The sequence below is a fragment of the Exiguobacterium sp. K1 genome, from assembly GCF_033721435.1.
In the GTDB taxonomy this organism is placed as follows: Bacteria; Bacillota; Bacilli; order Exiguobacteriales; family Exiguobacteriaceae; genus Exiguobacterium_A; species Exiguobacterium_A artemiae.
In genome coordinates this window covers 40,440-64,461 of the sequence record NZ_JAOTIT010000006.1, presented here as the reverse complement: position 1 = coordinate 64,461, position 24,022 = coordinate 40,440, and the positions used below count along the sequence as shown (strand labels likewise).

23 protein-coding genes and 1 riboswitch are annotated in these 24,022 nt (G+C 48.1%); of the genes, 12 read left to right on the top strand and 11 right to left on the bottom strand.

Annotation, left to right across the window (positions count from 1 at the left end; all coding sequences use genetic code 11):
• Positions 1 to 121 precede the first annotated feature (121 nt).
• From N7U64_RS12515 to N7U64_RS12500, 4 genes are all read right to left on the bottom strand, one after another.
• Positions 122 to 1,411, bottom strand: a complete 1,290-nt coding sequence (locus N7U64_RS12515) for a DUF2252 domain-containing protein (RefSeq protein ID WP_318929963.1) — start codon at positions 1,409 to 1,411, stop codon at positions 122 to 124.
• A 64-nt stretch (positions 1,412 to 1,475) separates the two neighbouring features.
• Positions 1,476 to 2,423: a peptide-methionine (S)-S-oxide reductase MsrA gene (gene msrA / locus N7U64_RS12510; protein WP_318929962.1), complete on the bottom strand. Its 948-nt coding sequence runs from the start codon at positions 2,421 to 2,423 to the stop codon at positions 1,476 to 1,478.
• A 69-nt stretch (positions 2,424 to 2,492) separates the two neighbouring features.
• Positions 2,493 to 2,675 carry a hypothetical protein gene (locus N7U64_RS12505; RefSeq protein WP_012369112.1) on the bottom strand — a complete coding sequence of 61 codons (183 nt, stop codon included), beginning with the start codon at positions 2,673 to 2,675 and terminating at the stop codon, positions 2,493 to 2,495.
• 126 nt (positions 2,676 to 2,801) lie between these two features.
• Positions 2,802 to 4,280: an amino acid permease gene (locus tag N7U64_RS12500; RefSeq protein ID WP_318929961.1), complete on the bottom strand. Its 1,479-nt coding sequence runs from the start codon at positions 4,278 to 4,280 to the stop codon at positions 2,802 to 2,804.
• A gap of 128 nt (positions 4,281 to 4,408) precedes the next feature.
• A riboswitch (Lysine riboswitch) is annotated at positions 4,409 to 4,593 on the bottom strand.
• Positions 4,594 to 4,767: 174 nt separating this feature from the next.
• On the opposite strand from N7U64_RS12500, the gene N7U64_RS12495 reads away from it, so the two are divergent.
• Together N7U64_RS12495 and N7U64_RS12490 are read left to right on the top strand one after the other, a co-directional pair.
• Positions 4,768 to 5,217: a MarR family winged helix-turn-helix transcriptional regulator gene (locus N7U64_RS12495; RefSeq protein WP_214766663.1), complete on the top strand. Its 450-nt coding sequence runs from the start codon at positions 4,768 to 4,770 to the stop codon at positions 5,215 to 5,217.
• A gap of 190 nt (positions 5,218 to 5,407) precedes the next feature.
• On the top strand, positions 5,408 to 6,499 hold the full coding sequence (locus tag N7U64_RS12490) for a diguanylate cyclase domain-containing protein (protein WP_318929960.1): 1,092 nt from the start codon (positions 5,408 to 5,410) through the stop codon (positions 6,497 to 6,499).
• A gap of 50 nt (positions 6,500 to 6,549) precedes the next feature.
• Here N7U64_RS12490 and N7U64_RS12485 read toward each other — a convergent pair whose 3' ends face one another.
• Positions 6,550 to 7,158 (bottom strand): TetR/AcrR family transcriptional regulator, encoded by a 609-nt coding sequence (locus N7U64_RS12485; protein ID WP_318929959.1) that lies wholly within the window; start codon positions 7,156 to 7,158, stop codon positions 6,550 to 6,552.
• 195 nt (positions 7,159 to 7,353) lie between these two features.
• On the opposite strand from N7U64_RS12485, the gene N7U64_RS12480 reads away from it, so the two are divergent.
• From N7U64_RS12480 to N7U64_RS12465, 4 genes are all read left to right on the top strand, one after another.
• Positions 7,354 to 8,010 carry an HlyD family secretion protein gene (locus tag N7U64_RS12480; RefSeq protein WP_026829549.1) on the top strand — a complete coding sequence of 219 codons (657 nt, stop codon included), beginning with the start codon at positions 7,354 to 7,356 and terminating at the stop codon, positions 8,008 to 8,010.
• 12 nt (positions 8,011 to 8,022) lie between these two features.
• Positions 8,023 to 9,726 (top strand): DHA2 family efflux MFS transporter permease subunit, encoded by a 1,704-nt coding sequence (locus tag N7U64_RS12475; RefSeq protein WP_290829109.1) that lies wholly within the window; start codon positions 8,023 to 8,025, stop codon positions 9,724 to 9,726.
• A gap of 122 nt (positions 9,727 to 9,848) precedes the next feature.
• Positions 9,849 to 10,385, top strand: a complete 537-nt coding sequence (locus N7U64_RS12470) for a hypothetical protein (protein WP_290829107.1) — start codon at positions 9,849 to 9,851, stop codon at positions 10,383 to 10,385.
• A gap of 89 nt (positions 10,386 to 10,474) precedes the next feature.
• The gene (locus N7U64_RS12465; protein ID WP_318929958.1) at positions 10,475 to 11,032 is read left to right on the top strand and encodes a nitroreductase; all 558 of its coding nucleotides are present in this window, start codon (positions 10,475 to 10,477) and stop codon (positions 11,030 to 11,032) included.
• A 202-nt stretch (positions 11,033 to 11,234) separates the two neighbouring features.
• Here the strand turns inward: N7U64_RS12465 and N7U64_RS12460 are convergent, their stop codons facing one another.
• The 3 genes from N7U64_RS12460 to N7U64_RS12450 are packed head-to-tail and all read right to left on the bottom strand — an operon-like array spanning position 11,235 to position 14,210.
• Positions 11,235 to 12,443 carry a CDP-glycerol glycerophosphotransferase family protein gene (locus N7U64_RS12460; protein WP_318929957.1) on the bottom strand — a complete coding sequence of 403 codons (1,209 nt, stop codon included), beginning with the start codon at positions 12,441 to 12,443 and terminating at the stop codon, positions 11,235 to 11,237.
• Between the two features lie 31 nt (positions 12,444 to 12,474).
• Positions 12,475 to 13,500 carry a ribitol-5-phosphate dehydrogenase gene (locus N7U64_RS12455; protein ID WP_318929956.1) on the bottom strand — a complete coding sequence of 342 codons (1,026 nt, stop codon included), beginning with the start codon at positions 13,498 to 13,500 and terminating at the stop codon, positions 12,475 to 12,477.
• Complete coding sequence (locus tag N7U64_RS12450; protein WP_114597238.1) at positions 13,497 to 14,210, bottom strand: 2-C-methyl-D-erythritol 4-phosphate cytidylyltransferase; 714 nt, start codon at positions 14,208 to 14,210, stop codon at positions 13,497 to 13,499. Before N7U64_RS12450 ends, N7U64_RS12455 begins: the two co-directional genes overlap by 4 nt.
• A gap of 307 nt (positions 14,211 to 14,517) precedes the next feature.
• Between N7U64_RS12450 and N7U64_RS12445 the strand changes: the two genes are divergently transcribed.
• The 3 genes from N7U64_RS12445 (at position 14,518) to N7U64_RS12435 (ending at position 18,743) form a co-directional block, all read left to right on the top strand.
• Positions 14,518 to 16,284, top strand: coding sequence for a CDP-glycerol glycerophosphotransferase family protein (locus N7U64_RS12445; protein ID WP_318929955.1), 1,767 nt, complete (start codon positions 14,518 to 14,520; stop codon positions 16,282 to 16,284).
• A complete protein-coding gene (locus N7U64_RS12440) occupies positions 16,281 to 17,339 on the top strand; it encodes an acyltransferase family protein (RefSeq protein WP_318929954.1) in 1,059 nt (352 codons plus the stop codon). Before N7U64_RS12445 ends, N7U64_RS12440 begins: the two co-directional genes overlap by 4 nt.
• Before the next feature lie 207 nt (positions 17,340 to 17,546).
• Entirely contained in the window at positions 17,547 to 18,743 is a 1,197-nt protein-coding gene (locus N7U64_RS12435) for an MFS transporter (protein ID WP_318929953.1), read from the top strand.
• Between the two features lie 82 nt (positions 18,744 to 18,825).
• Here the strand turns inward: N7U64_RS12435 and N7U64_RS12430 are convergent, their stop codons facing one another.
• From N7U64_RS12430 to N7U64_RS12420, 3 genes are all read right to left on the bottom strand, one after another.
• Positions 18,826 to 19,158, bottom strand: a complete 333-nt coding sequence (locus N7U64_RS12430) for a hypothetical protein (protein ID WP_318929952.1) — start codon at positions 19,156 to 19,158, stop codon at positions 18,826 to 18,828.
• A 92-nt stretch (positions 19,159 to 19,250) separates the two neighbouring features.
• Entirely contained in the window at positions 19,251 to 19,703 is a 453-nt protein-coding gene (locus N7U64_RS12425) for a DUF4385 domain-containing protein (RefSeq protein ID WP_012369095.1), read from the bottom strand.
• 45 nt (positions 19,704 to 19,748) lie between these two features.
• Positions 19,749 to 20,378 (bottom strand): TetR/AcrR family transcriptional regulator, encoded by a 630-nt coding sequence (locus N7U64_RS12420; RefSeq protein WP_413230438.1) that lies wholly within the window; start codon positions 20,376 to 20,378, stop codon positions 19,749 to 19,751.
• A gap of 105 nt (positions 20,379 to 20,483) precedes the next feature.
• On the opposite strand from N7U64_RS12420, the gene kynU reads away from it, so the two are divergent.
• From kynU to kynA, 3 genes are read left to right on the top strand one after another with little or no spacing between them, the layout of a single operon-like run.
• Complete coding sequence (gene kynU, locus N7U64_RS12415; protein ID WP_318929951.1) at positions 20,484 to 21,761, top strand: kynureninase; 1,278 nt, start codon at positions 20,484 to 20,486, stop codon at positions 21,759 to 21,761.
• Between the two features lie 9 nt (positions 21,762 to 21,770).
• The gene (locus N7U64_RS12410; RefSeq protein WP_012369092.1) at positions 21,771 to 23,153 is read left to right on the top strand and encodes an amino acid permease; all 1,383 of its coding nucleotides are present in this window, start codon (positions 21,771 to 21,773) and stop codon (positions 23,151 to 23,153) included.
• A gap of 20 nt (positions 23,154 to 23,173) precedes the next feature.
• A complete protein-coding gene (gene kynA, locus N7U64_RS12405) occupies positions 23,174 to 24,013 on the top strand; it encodes a tryptophan 2,3-dioxygenase (protein ID WP_318929950.1) in 840 nt (279 codons plus the stop codon).
• The last annotated feature ends 9 nt before the right edge of the window (positions 24,014 to 24,022 follow it).

The following is a 24,022-nucleotide window of genomic DNA, read 5'->3' as shown; positions in this document are numbered from 1 at the left end:
CATTTGTAAATTGCGTTTCGCTTACATAATTATTTATCCATAAAAAAATCCCTTCGCAACCCAGGATGAACTGGTATTCAGAAGGAATCTTTGTCTGAAAAAAGGTCTTCGAAAATAGCGTTCAGCGACTAGCTAACCAACTTAAAAACACTTGGAAATCAAGCGTTGTCCGCGCTGCATAGGCACTTGACCACCGTTGGATTTGACGGGTGAATTCAGCGTCCGATACACCGATTGATTCGATGATGACGACGTCTGCATGATGGTTTAAGATATCCACATCAATTCCCGCATCCATATCGGCCCGTGCATGAATTTTCGCGGTGATTTGACCTTGAATCGAAAGAACGTTTTCGAGGTCATCCTGGCTTTTAATATGCTTCGCTTTTAACTTTTTCTTGTATGGGGAACGCTCCCGGACATAATATTCTTTGCCTAGCATCGTTACGTAACCGAGATATGGATCTTCGTGTGCCTGCATCGCTTTTTGCGAAGCCACGATACGTCGACCCTGGTGAACCGTCTCGACTTCCTGTAAAAAGACCGGTACAAACAGCGAGGCGACGGACGATTGGGCTTGTTTCATCTCAAGAATCAAGTCTTCATGTTCCCCCCCTGTTCCTTCAACCAAAATATAGTAACGTTCGAGACCAATCGAAGCTGTCCCGCTGTCGAGCTTACAGACGATATCCTTGATGGCGTAAAAACCATCCTCTCGTCGGTCCTCAGCATCAATGGAGGCGATGTACTCCGGCCAAACCGCTTCAATGGCTTCATAGGTGGAGGAATCAAGCCGCTTCATATCCGGTAAGTCAGCGAAACGGCGTTGTCCGTCGACGACCGTCGTCCGCTCTCCAAGCAATTCCGCTTTCTTTTTCTCCGCTTTTTTGATCAGTTTACGGATCGGTCCTTTCGTGTTATCGATTGTAAAGCAGACCTTGCTTGGATTTTTACCTTTCGCATATTGGCGTAAGTCATCTAAGTAATGTTGAACGTAGGCTGCAATGGCCGGCTCTGCGTCGTACCCCGCTTCTTCCGCAAACAACTGGACGGAGACCGCCATCCGGATCAAATCGTACAGATAGGAACCGAGGTACCCTTCATCAAAGTCATTGACGTCATAAATGATTTCTCCTTTGGCATTGCCGTGGACTCCAAAATTTTCGAAGTGGAGATCCCCTTGAATCCAGGTCGGTGTCTCAGGCGGCGTATCAAATCCGAGCGGAATCCGGGTCACGTCATAATAAAATAAATGGGAACTGCCGCGGAAAAAGAGAAACGGGCTGGCACTCATCTTTTGATACTTCGTTTGCCGTGCCGCTTCATCCAGTCCGCGGACTTCATGATCGTAGAAATCGAGTACTTTCGAGATTGTCAGTTGCCGAATTTCCTCATAGACTTGCGTGAACATGGAAAACCCTCCTTTGTCTAGAAAAAAAGACAACAAAACGAATCCGCTTTGCTGTCTTTTACCTTCATTCGAAGTGCTTTTTATATTCCCCGTATCCAGTCGAATCAAGCTCTTCTACCGGAATAAATCGGAGTGCTGCTGAATTGATGCAGTAGCGGAGACCTCCGAGTTCAGTCGGACCGTCATCAAAGATATGACCAAGATGACTGTCAGCATTCGCAGAACGAACTTCTGTCCGCGTCATGCCGTGTGTCGTATCGAGTTCGACTTCCATCTTATCCTCTGAGATCGGCTTCGCGAAGCTCGGCCATCCGCAGTTTGAATTAAACTTGTCTTTCGACGTAAAGAGCGGTGTCCCGTCGACGATATCAACGTAGAGACCCGGTCGCTCCTCATCCCAGTATTCATTGCGGAAAGCGGGCTCTGTCCCGTTCTCCTGCGTAACTTTATACTGGATCGGTGTCAGGCGTTGTTTCAACTCCTGCTCCTTGCCTTGATCTTTCCAGGCTTCTTTGACGAATTTGGCACGTCCCGATCCGACACTGTACATCTGATAACGGAACGGATTTTTTTTGTAATAATCCTGATGGTACTCCTCTGCCGGCCAAAACGGTTTGGCCGGACGGATGTCGACGGCTACCGGACGTGAAAAACGTCCAGAGGCATCAAGCGCCGCTTTCGAACGTTCTGCCGCCTGTTTTTGATCTTCATCGACATAAAAGATGGCCGGTTCGTAAGACTGACCGCGGTCGTTGAACTGTCCGCCGCCATCCGTCGGATCAATTTGCCGCCAAAAAATTTCAAGCAACTCATCATATGAGATGACCGACGGATCATACGTGACTTCGACCGCTTCTAAATGTCCTGTCGTTTCAGAACAGACCTCTTTATAAGTCGGGTTTTCTGTATGACCACCTGTATAACCGGAAATGACTTGTTCGACACCATCATATTTATGAAATGGCTTGACCATGCACCAGAAACAGCCACCTGCGAATATTGCTTTTGCCATCTAGCTTCCCCTCCTCTGTATGGGTCTATTTTAACGCGTTCCGTGCGGCTACCCTACTATCTTGCTCAGTCAATCTTCGGGATTCGCTTTTAAGCGGCGCATGACAAAATAAATCGCCGCAAATACTAAAATTAATCCACCGAACGAATACCACATGTTATTCATGCGGTACAGCATCTGATAGATTGCTAACGTCACAAGTAAAATCGCAATCGGGATGAATGCCCGTTTAAAGTGATACCAATAGTTCACTGAGGTCGCCTCCATTTTTCTTTTATCTTAATCGATTTCTCTCCGTTTGATACGTTTTCCAGATGATTTCTTTTTCAAAAGGCACAAAAAAAGCCGACCCCGTTGGAAACGGAATCGACTTTTCATTTACGGACGCGGATGCTCCGGGAATTCCATTTCTTCATAAGGAACGACCGATGTCCGGTTTTTAAATTTATGACCTAACCAAAAGGCAAGGAATAACGGGATGCCGACATAGGTTGCGGCAATTCCCACCCAGTCAATTTGATCCGCGAGGAACGCGGCGTAGTTTTGGCCGACGATGACGAGAAAACAAAGTCCGAACGCAAAGAGCGGTCCAAACGGGAAAGCAGGTGCCACGTACGGCAAATCACTGAGCGAATGACCTTGCGCAAGGAATCCTTTGCGGAAACGGTAGTGGCTGATCGCGATACCGAGCCATGCGATGAAACCGGTCATCCCTGATGCATTCAACAGCCACAGATATACTTGACCGCCGAACATCGATGTCAGGAAGCAAAGTGCTCCGATGGCACCGGTCGCAAGCAACGCATTGCGGGGAACACCATTTTTTGAGACTTGTGCGAACAATTTCGGTGCATCACCTTGGCGTGCCAACGTATACAGCATCCGTGTCGACGCATACATTCCGGAGTTTCCTGCCGATAAGACAGACGTCAGAATAACAGCGTTCATCAATGCTGCCGAGAACGCAAGACCGGCTTTTTCAAAGACAAGTGTAAACGGACTGACCGCTACATCGGTAATGTCATTCGAAACGAGGTTCGGGCTTGTGTACGGAATCAACATTCCGATGACGAAAATCGCAAACACATAAAACAGAAGAATCCGCCAAAAGACTTGTTTCACGGCTTTCGGAACGTTTTTCTTCGGATCTTCCGACTCACCGGCTGCGATTCCGACAAGTTCCGTTCCCTGGAAACTGAAACCGGCAACCAGGATGATACCGATGACGGCCGGGATGCCTCCGACGAACGGCGCATCACCTAACGCAAAGTTTTTAAAACCGACCGGTGCTTCTGATGTGAAGACACCGAAGATCATGGCGACACCGACAATCAGGAAGATGATGACAGTGACTACTTTGATCATTGCGAACCAATATTCCGCTTCCCCGAAACCTTTAACGGAGAAGTAATTTAAACCAATCATCAATAACAGGAAAATCGCACTGAAGTAAAATCCGGGAACATCCGGGAACCAGTAACTCATGACGATTTGCGCCGCTACGAGTTCTACGGCAATCGTGACCGCCCAGTTGTACCAGTAGTTCCAACCTAACGCAAAACCAAACGACGGGTCGACGAATTTTGCGCCGTAGGTCGAGAATGAACCGGCGACCGGCATGTACGCCGCCATCTCACCAAGACTCGTCATCAGGAAGTACACCATGAGTCCGACAATGGCATAGGATAACAACGCACCGCCCGGACCGGCCGCAGCAACGGATGCACCGGAGGCAATGAATAAACCGGTTCCGATCGCACCGCCAATCGCAATCATCGACATATGGCGGGCCTGCAGACCGCGTTTTAGTCCTTCTTCGGTTGAATCGAGTTTTCTTTGGGGTTGTAAAGTATTCATCTCATTCGCTTCTCTCTTTTTTAAATTTTTGAGAGGACACTTTTTGAAAAAAAACAAAAAGCGCCCTCATCTTCCAGAAGGAAGATGAGAACGCAACATAGTAAAAGGATGCGCCCCATTCTACCGTCGTGAAAGATAGCTCCCCACAAGTCATGCCTGACCTGTGACAGTATTAGACCTGTTCGATCTAATCCCAATCGATCATCTTCAAAGCGATGATTGATTTCGGCAATTCTTCCTTTTCAATCACCTCATCTGCCGCTTGACGACATCCGTGACTGTACTTATAAGAACTGCAACCTCCATCCCACTGGTTGAGTGAGAACTAATTAAGTTAGTTATAATTTCGTTATTACATCGTCATGTTACACAAAACGTCTTTAAATTGTCAATTCTTTTTTTGAAATGTCGGCTATTCATGGTAAAAATCCGTAATTTTTAGTACACTAAATTATAGAAGTTAACCGAGAGAAAGGATGTTGCTTGAATGCCACAAGAACGTGATCAACTGACCTATCGATTAGAGGAACAAATGCGGGTCATTCTCCGGACACTACGCCGCGAACTCAACCGACTGTTTGAAGGAACCGCGACGCGGAGTGAATTTTTCATTTTGCGTAGCCTGTCCGAAAATGGTCCCCAACGTCCGACTCTACTCGCAGAGCAGTTTGAGCTTGCGACAAGTCAGGTAACAGCTTTGACTGATCGTTTGTACAAAGCCGGATTCGTCACGCGGACGCGTTCGACGGATGACAGAAGATCGATTGTTTTAGCACTGACGGACGAAGGAGAAGCCGCTTTCCGCGAACTTGAAGTCGTCCGCCGGAAATATCTCCAAGAGCGTTTCGGCACCCTCACGGAAGAAGAGCTGAATGCGATGGTTCTCGTCTTCGATAAGATCCTCTTAACGATGGATGAAGAAGCGATTTCTTCCTAAAAATTACTTTCAAAAAAATATTTATTTTTTCTCCGACAAAGTTCACTTGACTGTGTACTTTGTCTTTTTTATTGACTTTAGCATCTTTCGCTAAACATTTTTCCATTTCTTGCCGTTAGTAAAATGGGTATACTGGAACTATCTTATTGGAAATGCGTTTACGAGGAGCTGGGAGGATTTGTTGTCCATCATGAATAATTTCATCATTAACTTTTGCTTACTGTTTACAACGATTACTCTTTTGTTTCTTCCTTTTCGAAATCACCCACGGATTACACCGAACACGAATCTGAACGTTCGACTCGTTTTAGGTGGTCTCGCCGGTCTGATTTCTGTCCTTCTAATGTTCAACAGCATTCAGATTGATGTCGCCCGGGTCGACTTACGGATTGTCCCTGTCGTCATCGCCATGATGTTCGGCGGGTTGCCGAGTGCCCTCGTCACCGGTGTAATGATCGTCGCGACACGTTTTATGCTGACTCCGGTCGAACAAATGGATGCTGCTGTCGTATCAACGATTGTCATCGGAGTGTTCATCCTGACGATTGCTGTCATCCGCCGCTATATCCGGATGACCTTCTGGAACTTCGAACTGATGATTGGCATCGGGATTCTCTATTCATTACCGGCCATCTATCTGTTGACGAACAGTTGGACGACTTTCATCGAAGTTTCGCTGGCTTACATATTCTTTAACTTGATTGCCGGTTTTGTGACCTATCATTTGTTGACGGAATTACGACGACATTTTGAAAATATCCAGTACCAGCAAAAGCTCGCCATGACGGATGCCTTAACAGGACTCGCCAACCGCCGCCGGCTGGATGATTCCCTGTCGCTCGTTGGTTCAGCGGAAGAAGGCTACTCTCTTATCTTGATTGACATTGATTTCTTTAAGCACGTCAACGATACATATGGTCATGACGCTGGTGACGATGTTTTACGGCAACTCGGGACGACGTTAGCCTCACTGGCACGACCGGATGATTTGGTCGGACGTTACGGCGGCGAGGAATTTTTAATCATTCTCCCGAACACCTCACTCGTCGATGCGAAGAGCGTTGCAGAACTGGCCCGGACGACGGTCGCCCGAAATCTTTTCCCAACGACAGCCGTCCCCGATCTGCAGATTACGATTTCCCTCGGTATTGCGCACTCGAGCAGCTCGCATACGTCTCTTGAAGCCTTACAGCAGGCAGATAAGGCGCTGTATCATTCAAAGGACAGCGGACGCAACCGGAGTACGACCTATACCAAACAACTGCAACTCGAACAGGCCTGATTCCCGCCCTTTCCCGTCATCCGGTGAAAGGGCGGTTTTTTGATATCACTTTAAGTCGATTGTTCCGGAAAACCGATGCTCTTGACTGTTCCGAAAACAATCATCCGGCTGAGTTGATCTGCCATGTAGGTCGCTGAATAAGGGCGACCGTTTCGTAACCAGGAAATCAGTAACCCAAGCTGTCCGCCGATCACGTAATTCAACAATAAATCACGATCAACCAGTTGGGTTTCCGTTACCGTGTGCGCCTCGAACACCCGCTGATAATTTTCCTTTAACATATCGAGAAAACGCGAGATGAACGTTTTGACCGGACCGTTCAGCAACATCGTCCGATAAAATTGTTCATGTTCTTCAATATGGATGAACAGTCGTTCGAAGTAACGGCTGACCCGATCGAGCGACGGAACAGCCGGTGCCCCGGTTCCCTGAATCCGGATTGCTTCCATCAGAAGCCGCATATGATCGTCTACGATCTGGTTCATCAAATCATATTTATCCGTAAAATGGGCGTAGAAGGTGGATCGATTGACCGCCGCCCCATCCGTCAACATCTTGACGGTAATCGTCGAAAAAGGATGACGGTCCAGCAAACGAAATAATTCTTTTGTAATACGGTCACGTGACCGCTTTGGTCGTGGATCTTGTCCTGAATTCATCTTCTACAACCACCTTTTTTGGATATTGTATCCGTTCTCATTGACTTTTCCAACACTTTGTCGGAAATTGTCGGTTGTATGTTGATTCCTTCTTCATATAATTAACTATATTAACTACTCCTCCCCCAGAGGAGTAGTTTTTATGTTACGACTGGGGAACTCAGAGTATACGGAAGAAAGGATGCATTTCATATCATGAACATGAAAAAAGTATTATTGATTAACATTTTGACACTGGTTGTTTTAATCGGTGGAGGCGCAATCGGCTACTACTATTACGATCAAGCGACAAGTTACGTGAAAACAGACAATGCCAAGATTGATGGAAAAATGATTACCATCGCAAGTCCCGGTGCCGGTAAACTGACGGACTGGACAGCCAAAACAGGTCAAACGCTCGACAGTGACGCGACACTCGGTCATGTCATGATGGCGCAAGCGGGGCAAAAACCGGTCAGTACAGCGGTCTCTATGCCAACAAAAGCAACAGTCGTTCAGTCGATGGCGACAGAAAACGGCGTTGTCGGAGCAGGAACACCGCTCGCTTACGGTTTTAACTTAAATGAGCTTTGGGTAACAGCGAACGTCGAAGAAACCGACATTGATGAAGTCAAAGTCGGACAGACTGTCGATGTTTACGTGGACAGCTATCCGGACACGACGTTATCCGGTGAAGTCGAACAAATCGGTATGACAACGGCTGGAACATTTTCGATGATGCCGTCTTCAAACGGAACTGCCAACTACACGAAAGTTGCGCAAGTCATTCCGGTCAAAGTCTCACTGTCACAAGAAAAATCACTCGACATTCGACCTGGTATGAATGTGACCGTCCGCATTCATAAGGATTAAGGAGGGACGTCTATGTCTACGACCTTCCTCTTCGGATACATCGCTTTTATGGTTGTCACGATCATCGGTGTCAACCTGATTGCACGGCGTTCACGTCCGGCCCGTCTGGCGGGTGCTGCTGATGCCCCTGCGCCTCTCGATGAGGTGCAACTCAACAATCCGGACAGCGCTCCGATGCCTGCACCGCAAGTAAAAACGCAGGAGCGGGCGCCGCTCGCGACTGCAGATATCAGTATTCCAAAAGTCTTGACGGTACTTTTGATCGGAATGTTCATCGCGATTTTGAATCAGACATTGATCAATGTCGCGTTGCCCGTCCTAATCAATGATTTTAACGTCTCGACCTCGACGGCACAATGGTTGACGACCGGGTTCATGCTCGTCAACGGCATCCTGATTCCCATCAGTGCCTTTTTGATGCGGAGTTATACGTTCCGCCAATTGTTCCTCGTTTCCATGACGCTGTTCTTCTTCGGATCAATCATTTGTTCGATGGCGATGAACTTCCCCGTCATGATGATCGGACGTGTCGTTCAGGCAGCCGGTGCCGGTATTTTAATGCCGCTCGGTTCAAATGTCTTCATGACTTTGTTCCCGCCTCATAAACGCGGCGCGGCGATGGGGATGCTCGGAATCGCGATGATTCTTGCTCCTGCAGTCGGTCCGACGATTACCGGCTATGTCATTCAGAATTATGATTGGCATGTCATGTTTTACGGAATGGCCTTTTTCGGTCTTTTGACACTCTTACTCGGTGTCGCCTGGTTTAAACTCGTTCAGCCTTTATCAAAACCGAAGTTTGACGCACTCGGTGTTGTTTTCAGTACGATCGGCTTCGGAAGCCTGTTGTACGGATTCAGTGAAGCCGGTAATGACGGTTGGGACAGCCCGCTCGTCATCAGCACGATTCTGATCGGTATTTTAGGGATCGCAGCGTTTGCGCTCCGCGAGCTTTCCATGGATGATCCGATGTTAAATATCCGGGTCTTGAAAGTACCGGAGTTTTCGTTCACTTTATTCATCAACATCATCGTCACGATGGCTTTGTTCGGCGGGATGCTCCTGCTTCCGATTTACTTGCAGAGTATTCGCGGTTTCTCACCGATTGATTCCGGTCTCTTGCTGTTACCCGGATCACTGATTATGGGAATCACGGGTCCGATCGCCGGTCGACTGTTTGACCGCTTCGGTATCCGGCCGCTCGCTATTTTCGGTTTGACGTTAATGACCTACGGTACGTGGGAACTGACACAACTCGATATGAATACCTCATATAATTCAATCATGGGTATCTATATGCTCCGGTCGTTCGGAATGGCTTTCATCATGATGCCGATCATGACAGCCGGGATGAATGCCTTGCCGATGAAAATGATTCCACACGGGAATGCAACACAAAATACGTTGCGTCAGGTCGCCGGTTCAATCGGAACAGCGATTCTCGTCACGGTCATGACACGTCAAACGACAGCTCACCTGGCAGATGACGCCAATCAGTTTACGACACTTGATCCGACTCTTTCCCAGCATTTAAATGAGCTGGGACAACAGCTCGGCAGTTCGCAAGCCGCTTCCGTCAGCTGGATAACGCAGTTGACGAAACAAGCGACGATCAGCGGAATCACAGATGCGTTTTGGGTTGCGACCGTCTTGTCTGCACTCGCCCTGATCTTGTCATTTTTCCTGCACGGAAAAAAAGAACCGAATCTCGATTAAGGCTTTTCCTAAACCCGTTGACGGCACATCGTCAACGGGTTTTTAGTTGTTTGCCTTTGCACTTCTTTCCTAAAATCGCTACACTAGGGTCATTGAGTTTCATATCTAAAAGGAGATGCTTTATGGTTGCCTTTCTGCAATTTTATGCGTTCATCTTTGCCTGCTGTTTCGCCTGGCAAGTCGGACGCCCTTCATCCTGGTCTCAAAAGGTCACACGTGCCTTTTTGATCAGTATCAACAGTCTATTCATCTTTTTCCGTGCGTCCGTCTCCATCTTCCTGTTGATTGGACCGTTACTGCTCGTTTCTTATGTCTTATTTCCACACTTAGTATACTTTGCAGGACCTTTGTCCATCATCATCAGCATATTGGTGATCGGTCTGCTGGATCGTCTCGTCAGCTTCGTGATTTTGCCGATTATCCGGTCGTTTTTCCTGAAGAAAAACCGGATGATGCCGCAATTACTGGAAGCTGCCCTTTATACTTTCTCGATGGGCGTGCTTCTTTTTGTGAACTTAACGGTCGTGCCCGGGGTCCAGATTAATATCATGATAGCTGTATTCTTTGGCTTCACGCTCTATTTCGCACATTACTTGTTCGCCTTATTCCGAATTCGGCAACTCAAGAAAAAAATCGCTGCTTCACCCGACAAACGCTGATTCGAACCAGCGTTTTTTTAATTAACCGTTGACAATGATAATCGTTATCAATTATATTCTAAGAGTACTTACGTCAGGAGATGATCACCATGAACACCCGACAACTGATTTTAGAACGACGATCCGTCCGTGCCTACACCGATCAGCCGGTTCCAAATGAAATGATTGAAGAAATTCTCGAAGCCGCCATCTATGCTCCGACTCATAAATTGCGTGAACCTTGGCGATTTGTCCTCGCTAACGAAGAAAGCCAAGAGCGGTATGTCGACCAATTGATGACGCTGCTTGCCAAGCGGGGACAGCTGGATCAAAAAACAGACGAACAACGCCAGATGATGCGTCAAAAATTTGCGGATGTTCCTGTTTATTTGACCGTTTTATATGAAGTAAAAGGAACAGAGGATCAGCAGATGGAAGATCTGCTCGCGACTGCCGCCATGATTCAAAACGTTCAGCTTCTCGCGACTGAACTGGGTCTCGGCTGTTGCTGGAAAAGCGGAAAACATTGGTTCACGGAGGAATATGCCGAAATGATCGGCGCTTCCGAAAATGAACGTGTCGCAGGAATCATCCAATTCGGATGGCCCGCCTTAATTCCTCCGCTGAAAAAACGAACGGCAGCACGTGACAAGTTAACGCACTTCTAAAACGGTGCGCATTCTGCGGACTACCCCTGTCCGCGCCAATCAAGCCCCATCATAATAGTTAAAGCGTCCTTCTTTTCATTCCCTCCCCAAACGGAATCGTAAAAGACGGACGCTTTTTTTTGATGTTTGATTCCGAACGACAAACAAAGGTGGCGGATTTAATATCCACCACCTTTGTTTCGTTTCATCCGCTTCGATTAAATTAAACGGTCTTCCGTTCTTCCGGACACACCGGTGCATCCGGGAGCGCTCCCGTCAATATATGATTGACGATCCGTTTTGTCGCCAGTCCGTCTTGATACGTAAAGAACCGTGCCGCGAAATCTTCAATCTGTTCCGGTTCGAACTGACCTGCCTTGATCCAGGAAATGACGTCATTGAATGACGAAACAATCGGTCCCGGTACAAAGGATTCGTACGGGAAGTAAAAATCACGTTCTTCCTTATACGCGTTCAAATCGTTCACGAGGAAGATGATTGGTTTTTTCAGTAAAGCAAATTCAAAAATAACGGAAGAATAATCGGTCACTAAAATATCCGCTACCTGCATCAAGTCATTGATATCCGGATAATCCGTCATATCAATGATCTGGTTTGAAAATTCTGCCGGTACGACCGGACGGTTCAAGACAAACGGATGCATCCGTAACAGCAGGATATGATCCGGTCCCAACTGTTCACGAAACTGGTGGAAATCCAGTTCCTGATCGTAATGAGCCGTCGTTTGTCCATTTCCCCGGAATGTCGGTGCCAGTAAAATCAGCTTTTTCGACCGCCACTCCGGATACCGGTCATAGAGTTTATGCTCAATCTGAACTTGCCGCTCCCGGTTCAACAACTGGTCGGTCCGCGGAACACCCAGCGGATGAATCCGGGTTGAATCCATCCCGAACGCTTCAGCAAACGGTCCAATGCAGGCTTCTCCGGAAACATACACCTTGGAATAGTTCCGGTGAATCGCCACCATCTTCAAGTAATCGTCATCCGGTGAATAGGACTTATCGAGGACACTGTAGCCGAACTTCTTGAAGGCGCCGCAGGCATGCCACAACTGAATGACTTCCGTCCCCTTGCGTAACGTCGAGACGTAGACCGGATAGTAATAGTCATCAATGATGAAATACCGGGCCGTCGCCAGTTCGTATGTCGCCCGCATCATATGAAAGACGTATTTGATTTGTCCGATCAGATTTTGCGGAAACCGTTTCAATAAAAAGACATATTGAAAACCGAGTTCACGACTTTCAAGTTCATCATAAACGGCGCGGAAGTTATCGACGAGCTTATCCGAACGATAGGTCGCAAAGACGACTTTTTGGGTCTGTACCGGAAAGAACTTCGAGATCCAATACGTCACGACAAGCAAATAGTGGACTGTTCGCCGCTGAATCAAACGTAATTTCTGTTTCATAACGTGATCCCTTCTCTTTCCACTTTCATTCTTACATGCACCATTCCATGACGGTCTTACCGAAACGATTCGTCAAATCACTTTCAAATGCTTGATGAATATCTTCGATTTGTCGAATCTGGAAGACACCGGACACGAGATTCGACAAATAGGCCGGAATATCCGGATACATTTGATACAATTCCATCGTCCGTGCAAAATCAGCCGGTGTACTCCGGCTTGATCCGTAAACGCGTAATCCTTTTTCAAGAATCATCCGTGTATTGACGGAAACCGGGTCTTCGGAAACGCCGAGCAGTGCCATCGTTCCTTCTGGAATGATGTAATCAATCATTTGATTGATTGCATACTGACTGCCGATTCCACCGACACATTCGAATCCGTGATTAAATGATACGCCGTCCGGAATTTGATCGATATGATACGTTTCATCAGCAAACGAGAAGTAATCGAGCTTCGATTGCGTTTTTCCGAAGACAAGCAATTTCGCTTCCGGATACAGTTTGCGTAACATCAATGCTGTAATGAATCCGAGGTTTCCGTCTCCCCAGACACCGAATGTTTCCCGGCGGCTGTGGGCAATCTGATCAAAACGTGTCATGGCATGAACGGATACACTGACCAGTTCCGTGAAGGCTGCGACTTCCGGGTCAAGATCAGCCGGTACTTCGACAAGACGATCGGGCTGAATGAAGACATAATCCTGCATATAGCCGTCATAACCGCTCGAGCGGAAACGGCTTGTCCGCAAGTAGTTTTCTCCGATGATGTCATCTGTTTCCGACGGTGTGTTCGGAACCATTGCGACCAACGTACCGATCTTAAACGTTCCAGACGGGTCATGTACCACTTTCCCGATGCCTTCATGAATCATCGCCATCGGTAACTTCTTTGCCAATACTTCCGCACTGCGGCTGCCCGTAAAGTAACGTTGATCCGCGTGACAAATCGATAAATACGTCGGACGAACGACGACCCGGTCTGAATTGAGTGACCGTTCATCGTACGTCACCTCGATTTGGCGTGGCGCCACGAGTTGATAGACTTGGTTAATCATTGGTGAATCCGCTCCTTCAAAATAGCATTGGCGATGCGGAGATCGTAAGGTGTCGTTACTTTAATATTAAACAACTCACCTGTGACGAGAGCGACCGCTTCCCCTTTAAGCAAGAGAATCTTACAGGCATCCGTCAAAATTGCCCGCTCATCGCTTGATAATGCTTCGTAATGATTTTTGAGTTTTGTGATTTGGAAACTTTGCGGCGTCTGTCCTTGATACATCTGATCGCGGACCGGAATATCGGAAATCGTTTTTCCGTCCGTCGAAGCGACGATCGTATCAATCGCCGAGATGACGGTATCACATGCTCCGTACTCGAGTGCCGTTGAAATGTTCTCTTTGATGATCCGGTGCGTCAAGAACGGACGGACTGCATCGTGTGTAACGATGACGTCTTCGTCTGTCAAACCGTTTTTATTTTCAATCCAGTTGATCGCCGCCATGATGGACTCGTTGCGGTCGCTTCCGCCTGCCGTGATGACGATCCGCTCATCGGTTCCGATATATTTCTCAAGAATATCACGTGTATAGTTAATCCAAGCCGTTGGGGTCACAATAATGATTTGATCAAAATCTTCGTGTAAAAGAAACTTTTCAACGGTATGCACGATAATCGGACGTTCTCCGATTGACAGGAATTGTTTAGGACGATCGACATTCCCCATTCTCGTTCCTTTTCCGCCTGCTAAGATTGCTGCATAAATCATCTTGTATCGCAAAGGACCCATCCATAGACAATGGCGCTGTCATGGGTCACTCTGCTTCCCTCCCTTAATAAAAAAAGTTTTTTGTTTCCACTTACCAGCGATGTGGGTATGTTTAAAAAATATGATCTTTTTCTAATGACTCTATCCACCAAAAGCAAAAAAAATAGACAAAGTTCTATTTTTTTTGCTTCGTCACGATATAATGATGGATGATTTCTAATATCACTATACTATGTTCGTGATGATTTTAAAAATCTGTCATTGTTGTGTAAATGCATTGTAATCATTTAAGCGAGGAGAGATTGTTTTGACAGAAGAAACACAGATGCCGACGTTACAGGCACACGTTAACTATCTAGAACTGGCGGGAACCAAATTCCGCTTCGAGGCACGTCTTTTCGGATTAACTGATTTCCTTCAGGCCGAACAGCTACTTTTTGAGAATCCTGCCGCTCCTGAAGACACAGAAGAAACACAACCGGACGATGGATACGTCCAGTCCGAGGCACCAGCGGAACCGATTCCTTTAGAACGGGCCGTCATTTTCCGCAACAAACGGAACAAGCGGACATTCATTCTTCGTTTCCCGTTCGAAGGTGACTGGACAGAAGAAACATTCAGCGGTGAGCTTGATCTCAATCACCTGACTCCGACCGGACGCCCGCTCCCAATGGGTTACTTCGATGCTTTCTTCGCAATCGTCCAAGGAAAGTCCATTTTACATGAAGCACCATTTGGAGACACACGTTCCTTGATTCCGGTCATTTATCGTGTTGATACAAAACATAGTAACGTCCTGCTCAAACTTGAATATGAACTGGTCGTCCAGTATTCAGAATACAGCAATACCCTAGGTTTCCATTCCCTTAAGCAGGGAGAGACGAAACGTTTTATCCGCTTGATTGAAAAATTCAATAAATCCAAGAAGAATTGGCGGAAGCGTGCGTTCAAATTCCGTCGTTTTACATTCAAGAGCATTTACAATGTCACGAAGTGGACGCAACCGATTCAAGACAATAAAGTTGTTTTTGCTTCCGACTCGCGAAGTGACGTCAGCGGAAACTTCGCCTATATCTTAAACGAAATCGAGCGCCGGGATTTAAACCTGGACGTGAAGACATTCTTCAAACCGAACTTACAGTCCCGCCGTGATTGGCGCGACAAATTTACATTGCCTTACCACCTCGCGACGGCGAAAACGATTTTGGTCGACGATTTTTATCCGATGATTTATCCGCTCAACATCCGAAAAGGAAGCGACCTGGTCCAGGTCTGGCATGCTGTCGGAGCTTTCAAGACATTCGGATACAGCCGTCTTGGCAAACCGGGTGGTCCAAGCGCCAACTCGCTCAGCCACCGGAATTACACGAAAGCCATCGTCAGCTCGCATAACGTCGCCCGTCATTACGCGGAAGGATTCGGCCTAAGGGAAGATCAAGTCATCGCAACCGGGATTCCCCGGACCGACATGTTCTTTGATCAAACGTATATCGCCGAAGCCAAAGAACGGATTTATGAAGAATATCCTGTCTTCAAAACCAAAAAAGTCATCATGTTCGCTCCGACTTTCCGTGGGAACGGCGCCAAAAGTGCCCATTATGACTTCAGTCAACTTGATTTGGACGCTTTATACGAAGCGTTCCATGAAGACTATGTCTTCGTCTTGAAGATGCATCCGTTCGTCCGCCGCCGGATGGAGATTCCGGAAGTATATGCGGACTTCTTCCTTGATTTGACGGACCACCGGGAAATCAACGAATTGCTGTTCGTCTCTGATATTTTGATTACCGATTATTCGTCGACTTGTTTTGAATTTTCACTGCTCGACCGTCCGATGTTATTCTTCGCTTACGATTTGGAAGATTACATCTCAAAACGCGACTTCTACTATGACTTTGAAGAATTCGTCCCGGGACCGATCGTCCGTACGTCGGAAGAGTTGATTGAACGGATCAAAAACGAAGATTTCGAGATGCAGAACGTCAAAGCCTTTGCGGAATATTTCTTCGAACACCAGGACGGAAAATCGAGCCAGCGTTTCGTCGATCAAATCATTCTTGGAGAAAACAAATGAATCCAACACCAAAACCAATGACCTTTTCTTATGATCATTGGCTCGGGAACTACAAAGTATTATTGATTTTTATGGTCGTCTTTGGCCATCTGATTGAAACGTTCCGTAATCTTGAGCAAAATGATCCGGTGCAGATGGTCTACAACATCATTTATTTGCTGCACATGCCGGCGTTCATCTTCATGAGCGGATACTTTTTTAAGGAAGTCAGACCAAAACGAATCATTTCGTTTGTCGTCCTCTACTTCATCTGGCAGTCGATTCATGAAGTCTATCTCGCTTACGTCAATGAAAAGACGGTCGACGGCTTGATTGACGGGTTGCTTCATCCGCTTGTTCCGAGCTGGACGCTCTGGTATCTGCTCGGGATCATCATTTGGCAAATCGTGACGCCTGGATTCCTGGCCTTACGTTATGCGTTGTTAATCAGTATTGCGTTTGCCCTGCTGATCAATGCTAACCCGGGTTCCATCACGAACTTCCTTTCCTTACAGAAGGTCGTCAGTTTTTATCCGTTCTTTTTGATGGGCTATCTCATCAAAGAGCGGGGATGGCTCGCGGACGGGCAGATTCGTGACCGGCTGACGTCACCGCTTGGCCGTTTGACCGGATTGATCATTTCCGTTGCCATCGCTGTCGCCATGGCCGTTTGGACCAAAAACGGATTCGATACGGTCTGGCTGTTCTACCGGGATACGTACGGTGAATTCGATGTACCGGTCCTCAAAGGTGCCTTGATCCAGCTCTTTTTATATGCGGTCAGTACCGTGATGATCTTCTCTGTGCTGATGATGGTCCCGCATCGTTCCTTCGGTGAACGGTTCGATCAAATCGGGATTCAGACGTTGGCGATTTATCTGTTGCATTCGTTTATCGTCCGGCTGTTCCGTGATTTTGTTCCGCCGTGGATTGCCGAATCACCGGTGCTATTAATCGGTTCATCCTTCTTGCTTGCGCTGTTCTTCGTGTGGATTTTATCCAGTCGTCCGATCGTTCGATTGTTCCGACCGTTGTTATCTCCAAACGTCAACTGGCTGTTCAAGAAAACACCGTAATCGTTCACTTAATTACAGTTGATACAAAGACCGACTCCAAAAAGAATCACTCGTCTTTTCACGCTCTTTCCTGTAGAAGTGGCGTGAAGCGAGTGATTCTTTTTTTGTAACGGGCGGTAAAATTGACAGGATCTTTCTCTTGAAACTAAGATAGTAAAGGTAGATTAAATAAACGCTTACACCAGCGTGCAGAAAGAAGGGATCCCCTTGCAAGCGGATCAACGAAAAAAATTAACGGTCCTGATGATTAACATGTTCATTGCCGTCGGGAGCTTCGGGATCATCATTCCGATTCTGCCTGCTTACTTAGCTTCAATCGGTCAAGGCGGTACGGCAGCCGGTCTGATGATCGCGATTTTTGCCGGTGCCCAGCTCGTCATGTCACCGGTCGCCGGGAAATGGGCCGATCAATACGGTCGACGCAAGATGATCATTTACGGATTGATTGGACTGACGTTATCGATGTTCGTCTTTTATTTCTCGAACTCTGTGACGATCCTCTACATCTCCAGGGCGATCGGCGGTGTCGGTGCCGCGCTGTTGATCCCTGCGATTTTTGCCTACGTCGCAGACATCACGACGATGGATCAGCGTGCAAAAGGTAACAGCTTCGTCTCTGCTGCCATGTCACTCGGTATCGTCATCGGTCCCGGAATCGGCGGTTTCCTTGCCGAGTTTGATTTAAAATTACCGTTGCTCGTCTCGGCACTTGTCTCACTCCTTGCCGTCTTATTCAGCGTTTTACTGTTGCAGGAGAGTGATGTCCATGATGCGACGGCGATGGCACCGGATGAAGGCTCGATGTGGAAAAAGCTTGGAGCATCGTTCCATAAGCCGTATTTCGTTCCGCTCGTCATCACTCTTGTCATGAGTTTCGGCTTGATGGCATACGAGTCTGTCCTCGGTCTGTTCGTCGACAACCAGTTTGGTGCTTCACCAAAAGATATTGCGATTATGGTAACGTCGACCGGTATCATCAGTGTCATTGCCCAGATTTTTGTCGTTGATAAGTTATCACGCAGTCTCGGCGAAGGAAAAGTCCTGAATATCTTCCTGTTGATCGCGACACTCGGATTCTTGTTGTCTCTTTTGACGGCGAGCTACGGCGGATTCTTCGCTGTCACGCTGGTCATTTTCCTCGCGACTTCAATCCTGCGTCCGGTCCTGAATACGATGATTTCAAAACTGGCCGGTAACGAGCAGGGATTCGCGATGGGGATGAACAATGCCTACATGAGCATCGGGAACGTCCTCGGTCCGACCCTGGCCGGTCTGTTATACGATGTCAATATTCTGTATCCGTTCATGCTCGGACTCGTTTTCCTTGCCGTGACATTGGTCGGATCCGTCATTTGGCAACGTCGTCAGTCCCGTTTAATTAAAAAGATTGAACAGACATCTTGATTCCGATGTCTAAACAAAAGCAGGAGGTCGACCGATTAAATAATCGGATGACCTCCTGCTTTCTTCATATGGTGGAGAAATATCAGCCGTGCAACGTCGTCCGGTCCCACCAGAGCACTTGCAGGAAGCGGAGAGTTTTGACAAGCGTTTCGACGACAAGCAACACAAGCAAAAATGCCGTGAATCGTAAATCGAGGGCGTGGTTCAGAACCAGCCCCAACAGAAGGGTTGTCACAAAGACACGTCGTGTCAGCTCAAACGAAGACACCTCGAACGTCGTGACGATGCTGAGTCCGATACTGTACACCAACAATCCCACCAGAATGCTGACAGGAACGGTTTCAACGGTATAATCCACCAGCAGAAACATACTTATAATCAATCCGATCAACGCCGCCCAGTACGTATAACGCATATATTCTCCTCCCTTTTAATCCCATCATAGCAAATTTTGAATCCTTCATTTCCAGTGCCAAGAAACAGGCAAATGGAAAACTAAAAATCCGTTCATCCGTACTGTTTTTGATGAGCTTTCTTTAACTTCAAGTACTCTTCATCCGCCCGGATCAAATCCCATTTTTCCTGAAAAATTTCTGCTGATTTCGCTTTTTCCGGATCAATTTTCCGCTCGTTTAATTCACCCGTCTCTTTGTTTTTATACTTACGTCCGCCTTTATAATTCGTATACCGACGTGCCCGTGTATGTCCCATCTGGATGAACTTCCGCGCCATGTCCATTCCGACGAAGTCTCCGGCCTCTTTATAGTCGAGATACATCTGATAGATTTTTTCGGAAGATTCTTTGGCAATTTCCGGTGTCTTGAACCGCCAGTGCGGCAAGATTTCCCCTTTGTACGGTTCTACGAGCAATACCCCCTGTTCGCCCCGTCCGACACGGTATTTTTCCGGTTCCTTCCGAAAATCCGTTGTCTTAAAATCAAGATCGTAATCAAATGCCATGTGCAGCGCTCCCTTCTTCTACAAGTTTCCCGGGAACGGCCTTCTTTAACCGTGTTCGTACAATCCGGTCGTATAAACAGCGGTTAAGGTTTTAGCGATTTCTTCGATCGATGCTGTCGTCTCTTCGCGGACGACTTCGAACAGGTACATTTCGTTGGCAAAAAACCAGCCCCGGGCAACGAGTACCGGATTTAAGTCCGGACGAGCCAATCCGGTTCTTTGCGCATAGCGGATATCGCAGCTGATCCGTTCAATGAACCGCTCGCGAATCTGTTTCCACTTCGTCCGGATGACGTAAGAGATGCCAATCGCCTGCTCGACGACCCGTAACATCTCCCGCTCCTGCTCAGCCAGCTGTAAAAAGGCCATTGCCTGTTGCTCGATTTGTTTTTTGGCTTCTTCAGCCGTTCCCGGCTCAAACGGCTGTTCCGCCACTTGGTGGAAACGATCCATTACGTCTTCCATCAACACAATCAGCAGTTCATCTTTCCCTTCAAAGTGAACGTATGCCGTTCCGTATCCGACACCCGCCCGTTTGATGATTTGCGAAATCGTCGTCGTCTGAAAGTCATTTTCAAGAAAGACTTGCCGGGCTGCGACCAATAATTTTTCCCGCGTCCGGACTGTCCGCAAATGCCGTTTGTCCACTTTAAATTCATCTGATTTCATCGTCATCGACCACCTCTCCTGATTCTCTATCCGATAATATTGACACAGTGTCAATTTGTTTGCTACGCTTTTCTCAAAATTGATTACTGATTCATTTAAGGAGGAACGGACATGACATTGACCGCACCACGCAAGCACGCCATCGAACAGGATCAACAGGATGCACTCGCTCCGTACCGGAACGAATTTTATCTGCAGGAAGGTTCGATTTATATGGACGGCAACTCACTTGGTCTGTTGTCGAAACGGGCGGAAGCGACGTTACTCGAATCGCTCGCCGATTGGCGGGAACTCGGAATTGACGGTTGGATGAAAGGCCGGCATCCGTGGTTCGATCTGTCGGAAAAACTGGCTGCCTTAAACGCCCCGCTCGTCGGCGGCCGTGCGGACGAAGTCATGGTGACCGGTTCGACGACGGTCAATCTGCATCAACTCGTCGCAACCTTTTTTGCACCAAGCGGAACACGGACGAAGATTTTAGCCGACAGTTTGACGTTCCCGTCCGATATTTATGCGCTCCAGAGTCAACTCCGGTTGCGCGGACTTGATCCGGCGGAACATCTCGTTCAGGTCGAAAGCCGCGACGGACGGTTTCTCGATGAAGCCGATATCATCGCTGCGATGACGGATGACATTGCCTTGATCGTCCTGCCGACCGTCCTGTACCGGAGCGGTCAGATTTTAGATATGGAACGGCTGACCCGGGAAGCGCACGCCCGCGATATCCTGATCGGCTTTGACGGGTGTCATTCCGTCGGCGCGATTCCCCATGCGTTTCACGACTGGGGCGTCGACTTTGCTTACTGGTGCAACTACAAACACTTAAACGGCGGTCCGGGAACGGTTGGCGGTCTGTTCGTCCACGAACGGCATTTCGGTACATTACCCGGTCTGACCGGTTGGTTCGGTTCCCGCAAAGACAAGCAGTTTGACATGAATCATACGATGACACCGGCTGAAAACGCTGCGGCCTTCCAAATCGGAACACCCCACGTCTTAAGCCTCGCGCCGCAAATCGGGGCACTCGAACTGTTTGCGGAAGTCGGCATCGATGCCGTCCGGGCGAAATCCCTCGCCTTGACCGACTACATGATGACTCTTGTCGATCAGGAACTGACAGCATACGGTTTCGTCATCGGCAATCCGCGTGACGCGAAACGACGCGGTGCCCACCTGAGTCTTGAACATCCGGAAGCGGCGCGGATCTGTAAAGCGCTGAAAGCCCATCACGTCATTCCTGATTTCCGGGCACCAAATATTGTCCGCCTGGCACCCGTTGCCTTGTATAATAGTTTTGAAGACGTCTATGAAGTCGTTTCGATTTTGAAAACGATCATGGATGAAAAACAGTACGAACAATTCAAGAACGAACGCGAAGTCGTCGCGTAAGGAGGCATTATGAAAGAACATCCTACTGAATTACGGCGTGATTTAAAAACACGCCAACTGACGATGATTGCGATGGGCTGTGCGATCGGAACGGGACTTTTCCTCGGAAGCGGTCTCGCCATCAGTCTGGCCGGACCAAGTGTTCTTGTCAGTTACGCCATCGGAGCATTTATCGTCCTGTTGTTGATGGGATGTCTCGCGGAAATGACCGTTGCCCATCCGACGTCCGGCTCATTCGGAACGATTGCGGAGAAGTACATCGGTCCTTATGCCGGCTTCCTCGTCCGTTATTCTTATTGGGTCGCGAATGTCCTCGCGATCGGCGTCGAAGTCAGCGCCATTGCCATCTACATGAAATACTGGTTCCCGGATGTGCCCGGGTACATCTGGATTTTCGTTTTCGCAGCAGCATTGATTTACATCAATGCCACGACCGTCAATACGTTTGCGACATTCGAATACTGGTTCTCCGTCATTAAAATCAGTGCCATCCTGATGTTCATGATTCTCGGCGCGTACTTAGTGTTCGGCAGCAGCTCACCGGAGATTGGTCCGCAAAACTTTACGAATGACGGCGGCTTCATGCCGTTCGGATTCTCCGGTCTCTGGATTGCCGTCTTCATCTCGCTGTTCAGTTTCCTCGGGACCGAATTGATTGCCGTGACAGCCGGTGAAGCAAAAGATCCGGATGTCGCCGTGCCGAAAGCACTCAAGGCCACCGTCTTCCGTCTGTCGACGTTTTATGTCATCACGATTGCCTTGATGCTGATGATCGTTCCGTGGCAACAGGCCGGTGGTGTCGATGAAAGTCCGTTCGTCAAAGTCATGGAGATGTTGTCGATTCCTGGTGCAGCCGGCATTATGAACTTCATCGTCCTCACAGCCGCCTTATCGGCGATGAACAGTCAGCTCTATGCTTCAACACGGATGATGTATTCGCTATCGAAAGCCACCTATGCCCCGCGGATGTTCAGCCGCCTTAATGCGAAAGGCGTACCGCTGTTTGCCCTGGCTGTTTCGACGCTTGGGATTTTCCTCGCTGCCGTCATCAGCAGCCAATCGAGTGTCTCTTATCCATTTATGATGGGGATTTCGATGTTCGGTGCCATCTTCACCTGGTTCATGATTTTCATCTCTCATCTCTACTTCCGGAAAGCCTGGGAACGGGACGGCGGACGAAAACTGCCGGTCCGGATGATGGGCTATCCGTATTTGACGGCACTTGGTGCGCTCTTGTTGTTTGCGCTTGTCATCACGACCTGGTTTACCGATTTCCAAATTGTCTTGAAGTTCGGGATCCCATGGTTGATTTTCCTGACAATCGCCTATGTTTTTTGGAAACGAAATCATCCGCCGCAAGCGGATCAGACAAACCGTTCACAATCACTTTGACGTAAAGGGGATCGATCGGCATGAAACAGACGGATGCGACGAACATTGAGGAGTCGATTCAAACCGACTTCAAAAAAGATATGTCCTACGGAGATTATTTGCAGCTGGACTCGCTTTTGACGAGCCAACAACGGTTATCGGATCACCATGACGAGATGTTGTTTATCGTCATTCATCAAACAAGTGAACTCTGGATGAAACTGATTTTGCATGAGATGACGGCTGCCATTCAGGCAATCGCCGATGATCAACTCGAACGGTCGTTTAAGATGCTCGCCCGTGTCTCAAAAATTCAACAACAGCTGATCCAGTCGTGGAGCGTCCTCTCGACACTGACACCGGCCGAATATCTCGAATTCCGGGACTCACTCGGACATTCCTCCGGGTTCCAGTCTTATCAGAACCGGCAAATCGAATTTTCGCTTGGCTTTAAAAATGCTCAGATGTTACGGGTCTATGAACATGAAACGGTGCTGTTTGCTCAATTGAACGATGACTTACAGACACCGAGCATCTATGATGAGACCGTCCGGGCGATGCACCGGCGCGGCTTACCGATTGACGAGGCGGTTCTCAACCGGGATGTCACGCAAGACTGGGAAGCCGACGCGAGTGTTGAAGCGGCCTGGGCCATCGTCTATCAGGATGTCGAACAGTACTGGGATTTATATGAACTCGGGGAAAAGCTGCTCGACATCGGCAGCCAGCAACAGATGTGGCGCTTTAACCATATGAGTACCGTCGAACGGATCATCGGTCAAAAACCGGGAACGGGTGGTTCGTCCGGCGTCAGTTATCTGCGCCGTGTGCTCGATCACCGGTTCTTCCCGGAACTGTGGTCGGTCCGGACAAAACTTTGAGGAGGAATC

Excerpts from the sequence above, each read along its gene's own strand:
- N7U64_RS12515 (WP_318929963.1), bottom strand. The coding sequence starts at position 1,411 with ATGTTCACGCAAGTCTATGAGGAAATTCGGCAACTGACAATCTCGAAA.
- msrA (WP_318929962.1), bottom strand. The coding sequence starts at position 2,423 with ATGGCAAAAGCAATATTCGCAGGTGGCTGTTTCTGGTGCATGGTCAAG.
- N7U64_RS12500 (WP_318929961.1), bottom strand. The coding sequence starts at position 4,280 with ATGAATACTTTACAACCCCAAAGAAAACTCGATTCAACCGAAGAAGGA.
- N7U64_RS12495 (WP_214766663.1), top strand. The coding sequence starts at position 4,768 with ATGCCACAAGAACGTGATCAACTGACCTATCGATTAGAGGAACAAATG.
- N7U64_RS12490 (WP_318929960.1), top strand. The coding sequence starts at position 5,408 with ATGAATAATTTCATCATTAACTTTTGCTTACTGTTTACAACGATTACT.
- N7U64_RS12485 (WP_318929959.1), bottom strand. The coding sequence starts at position 7,158 with ATGAATTCAGGACAAGATCCACGACCAAAGCGGTCACGTGACCGTATT.
- N7U64_RS12480 (WP_026829549.1), top strand. The coding sequence starts at position 7,354 with ATGAACATGAAAAAAGTATTATTGATTAACATTTTGACACTGGTTGTT.
- N7U64_RS12475 (WP_290829109.1), top strand. The coding sequence starts at position 8,023 with ATGTCTACGACCTTCCTCTTCGGATACATCGCTTTTATGGTTGTCACG.
- N7U64_RS12470 (WP_290829107.1), top strand. The coding sequence starts at position 9,849 with ATGGTTGCCTTTCTGCAATTTTATGCGTTCATCTTTGCCTGCTGTTTC.
- N7U64_RS12465 (WP_318929958.1), top strand. The coding sequence starts at position 10,475 with ATGAACACCCGACAACTGATTTTAGAACGACGATCCGTCCGTGCCTAC.
- N7U64_RS12460 (WP_318929957.1), bottom strand. The coding sequence starts at position 12,443 with ATGAAACAGAAATTACGTTTGATTCAGCGGCGAACAGTCCACTATTTG.
- N7U64_RS12455 (WP_318929956.1), bottom strand. The coding sequence starts at position 13,500 with ATGATTAACCAAGTCTATCAACTCGTGGCGCCACGCCAAATCGAGGTG.
- N7U64_RS12450 (WP_114597238.1), bottom strand. The coding sequence starts at position 14,210 with ATGATTTATGCAGCAATCTTAGCAGGCGGAAAAGGAACGAGAATGGGG.
- N7U64_RS12440 (WP_318929954.1), top strand. The coding sequence starts at position 16,281 with ATGAATCCAACACCAAAACCAATGACCTTTTCTTATGATCATTGGCTC.
- N7U64_RS12430 (WP_318929952.1), bottom strand. The coding sequence starts at position 19,158 with ATGCGTTATACGTACTGGGCGGCGTTGATCGGATTGATTATAAGTATG.
- N7U64_RS12425 (WP_012369095.1), bottom strand. The coding sequence starts at position 19,703 with ATGGCATTTGATTACGATCTTGATTTTAAGACAACGGATTTTCGGAAG.
- N7U64_RS12420 (WP_413230438.1), bottom strand. The coding sequence starts at position 20,378 with ATGACGATGAAATCAGATGAATTTAAAGTGGACAAACGGCATTTGCGG.
- kynU (WP_318929951.1), top strand. The coding sequence starts at position 20,484 with ATGACATTGACCGCACCACGCAAGCACGCCATCGAACAGGATCAACAG.
- N7U64_RS12410 (WP_012369092.1), top strand. The coding sequence starts at position 21,771 with ATGAAAGAACATCCTACTGAATTACGGCGTGATTTAAAAACACGCCAA.
- kynA (WP_318929950.1), top strand. The coding sequence starts at position 23,174 with ATGAAACAGACGGATGCGACGAACATTGAGGAGTCGATTCAAACCGAC.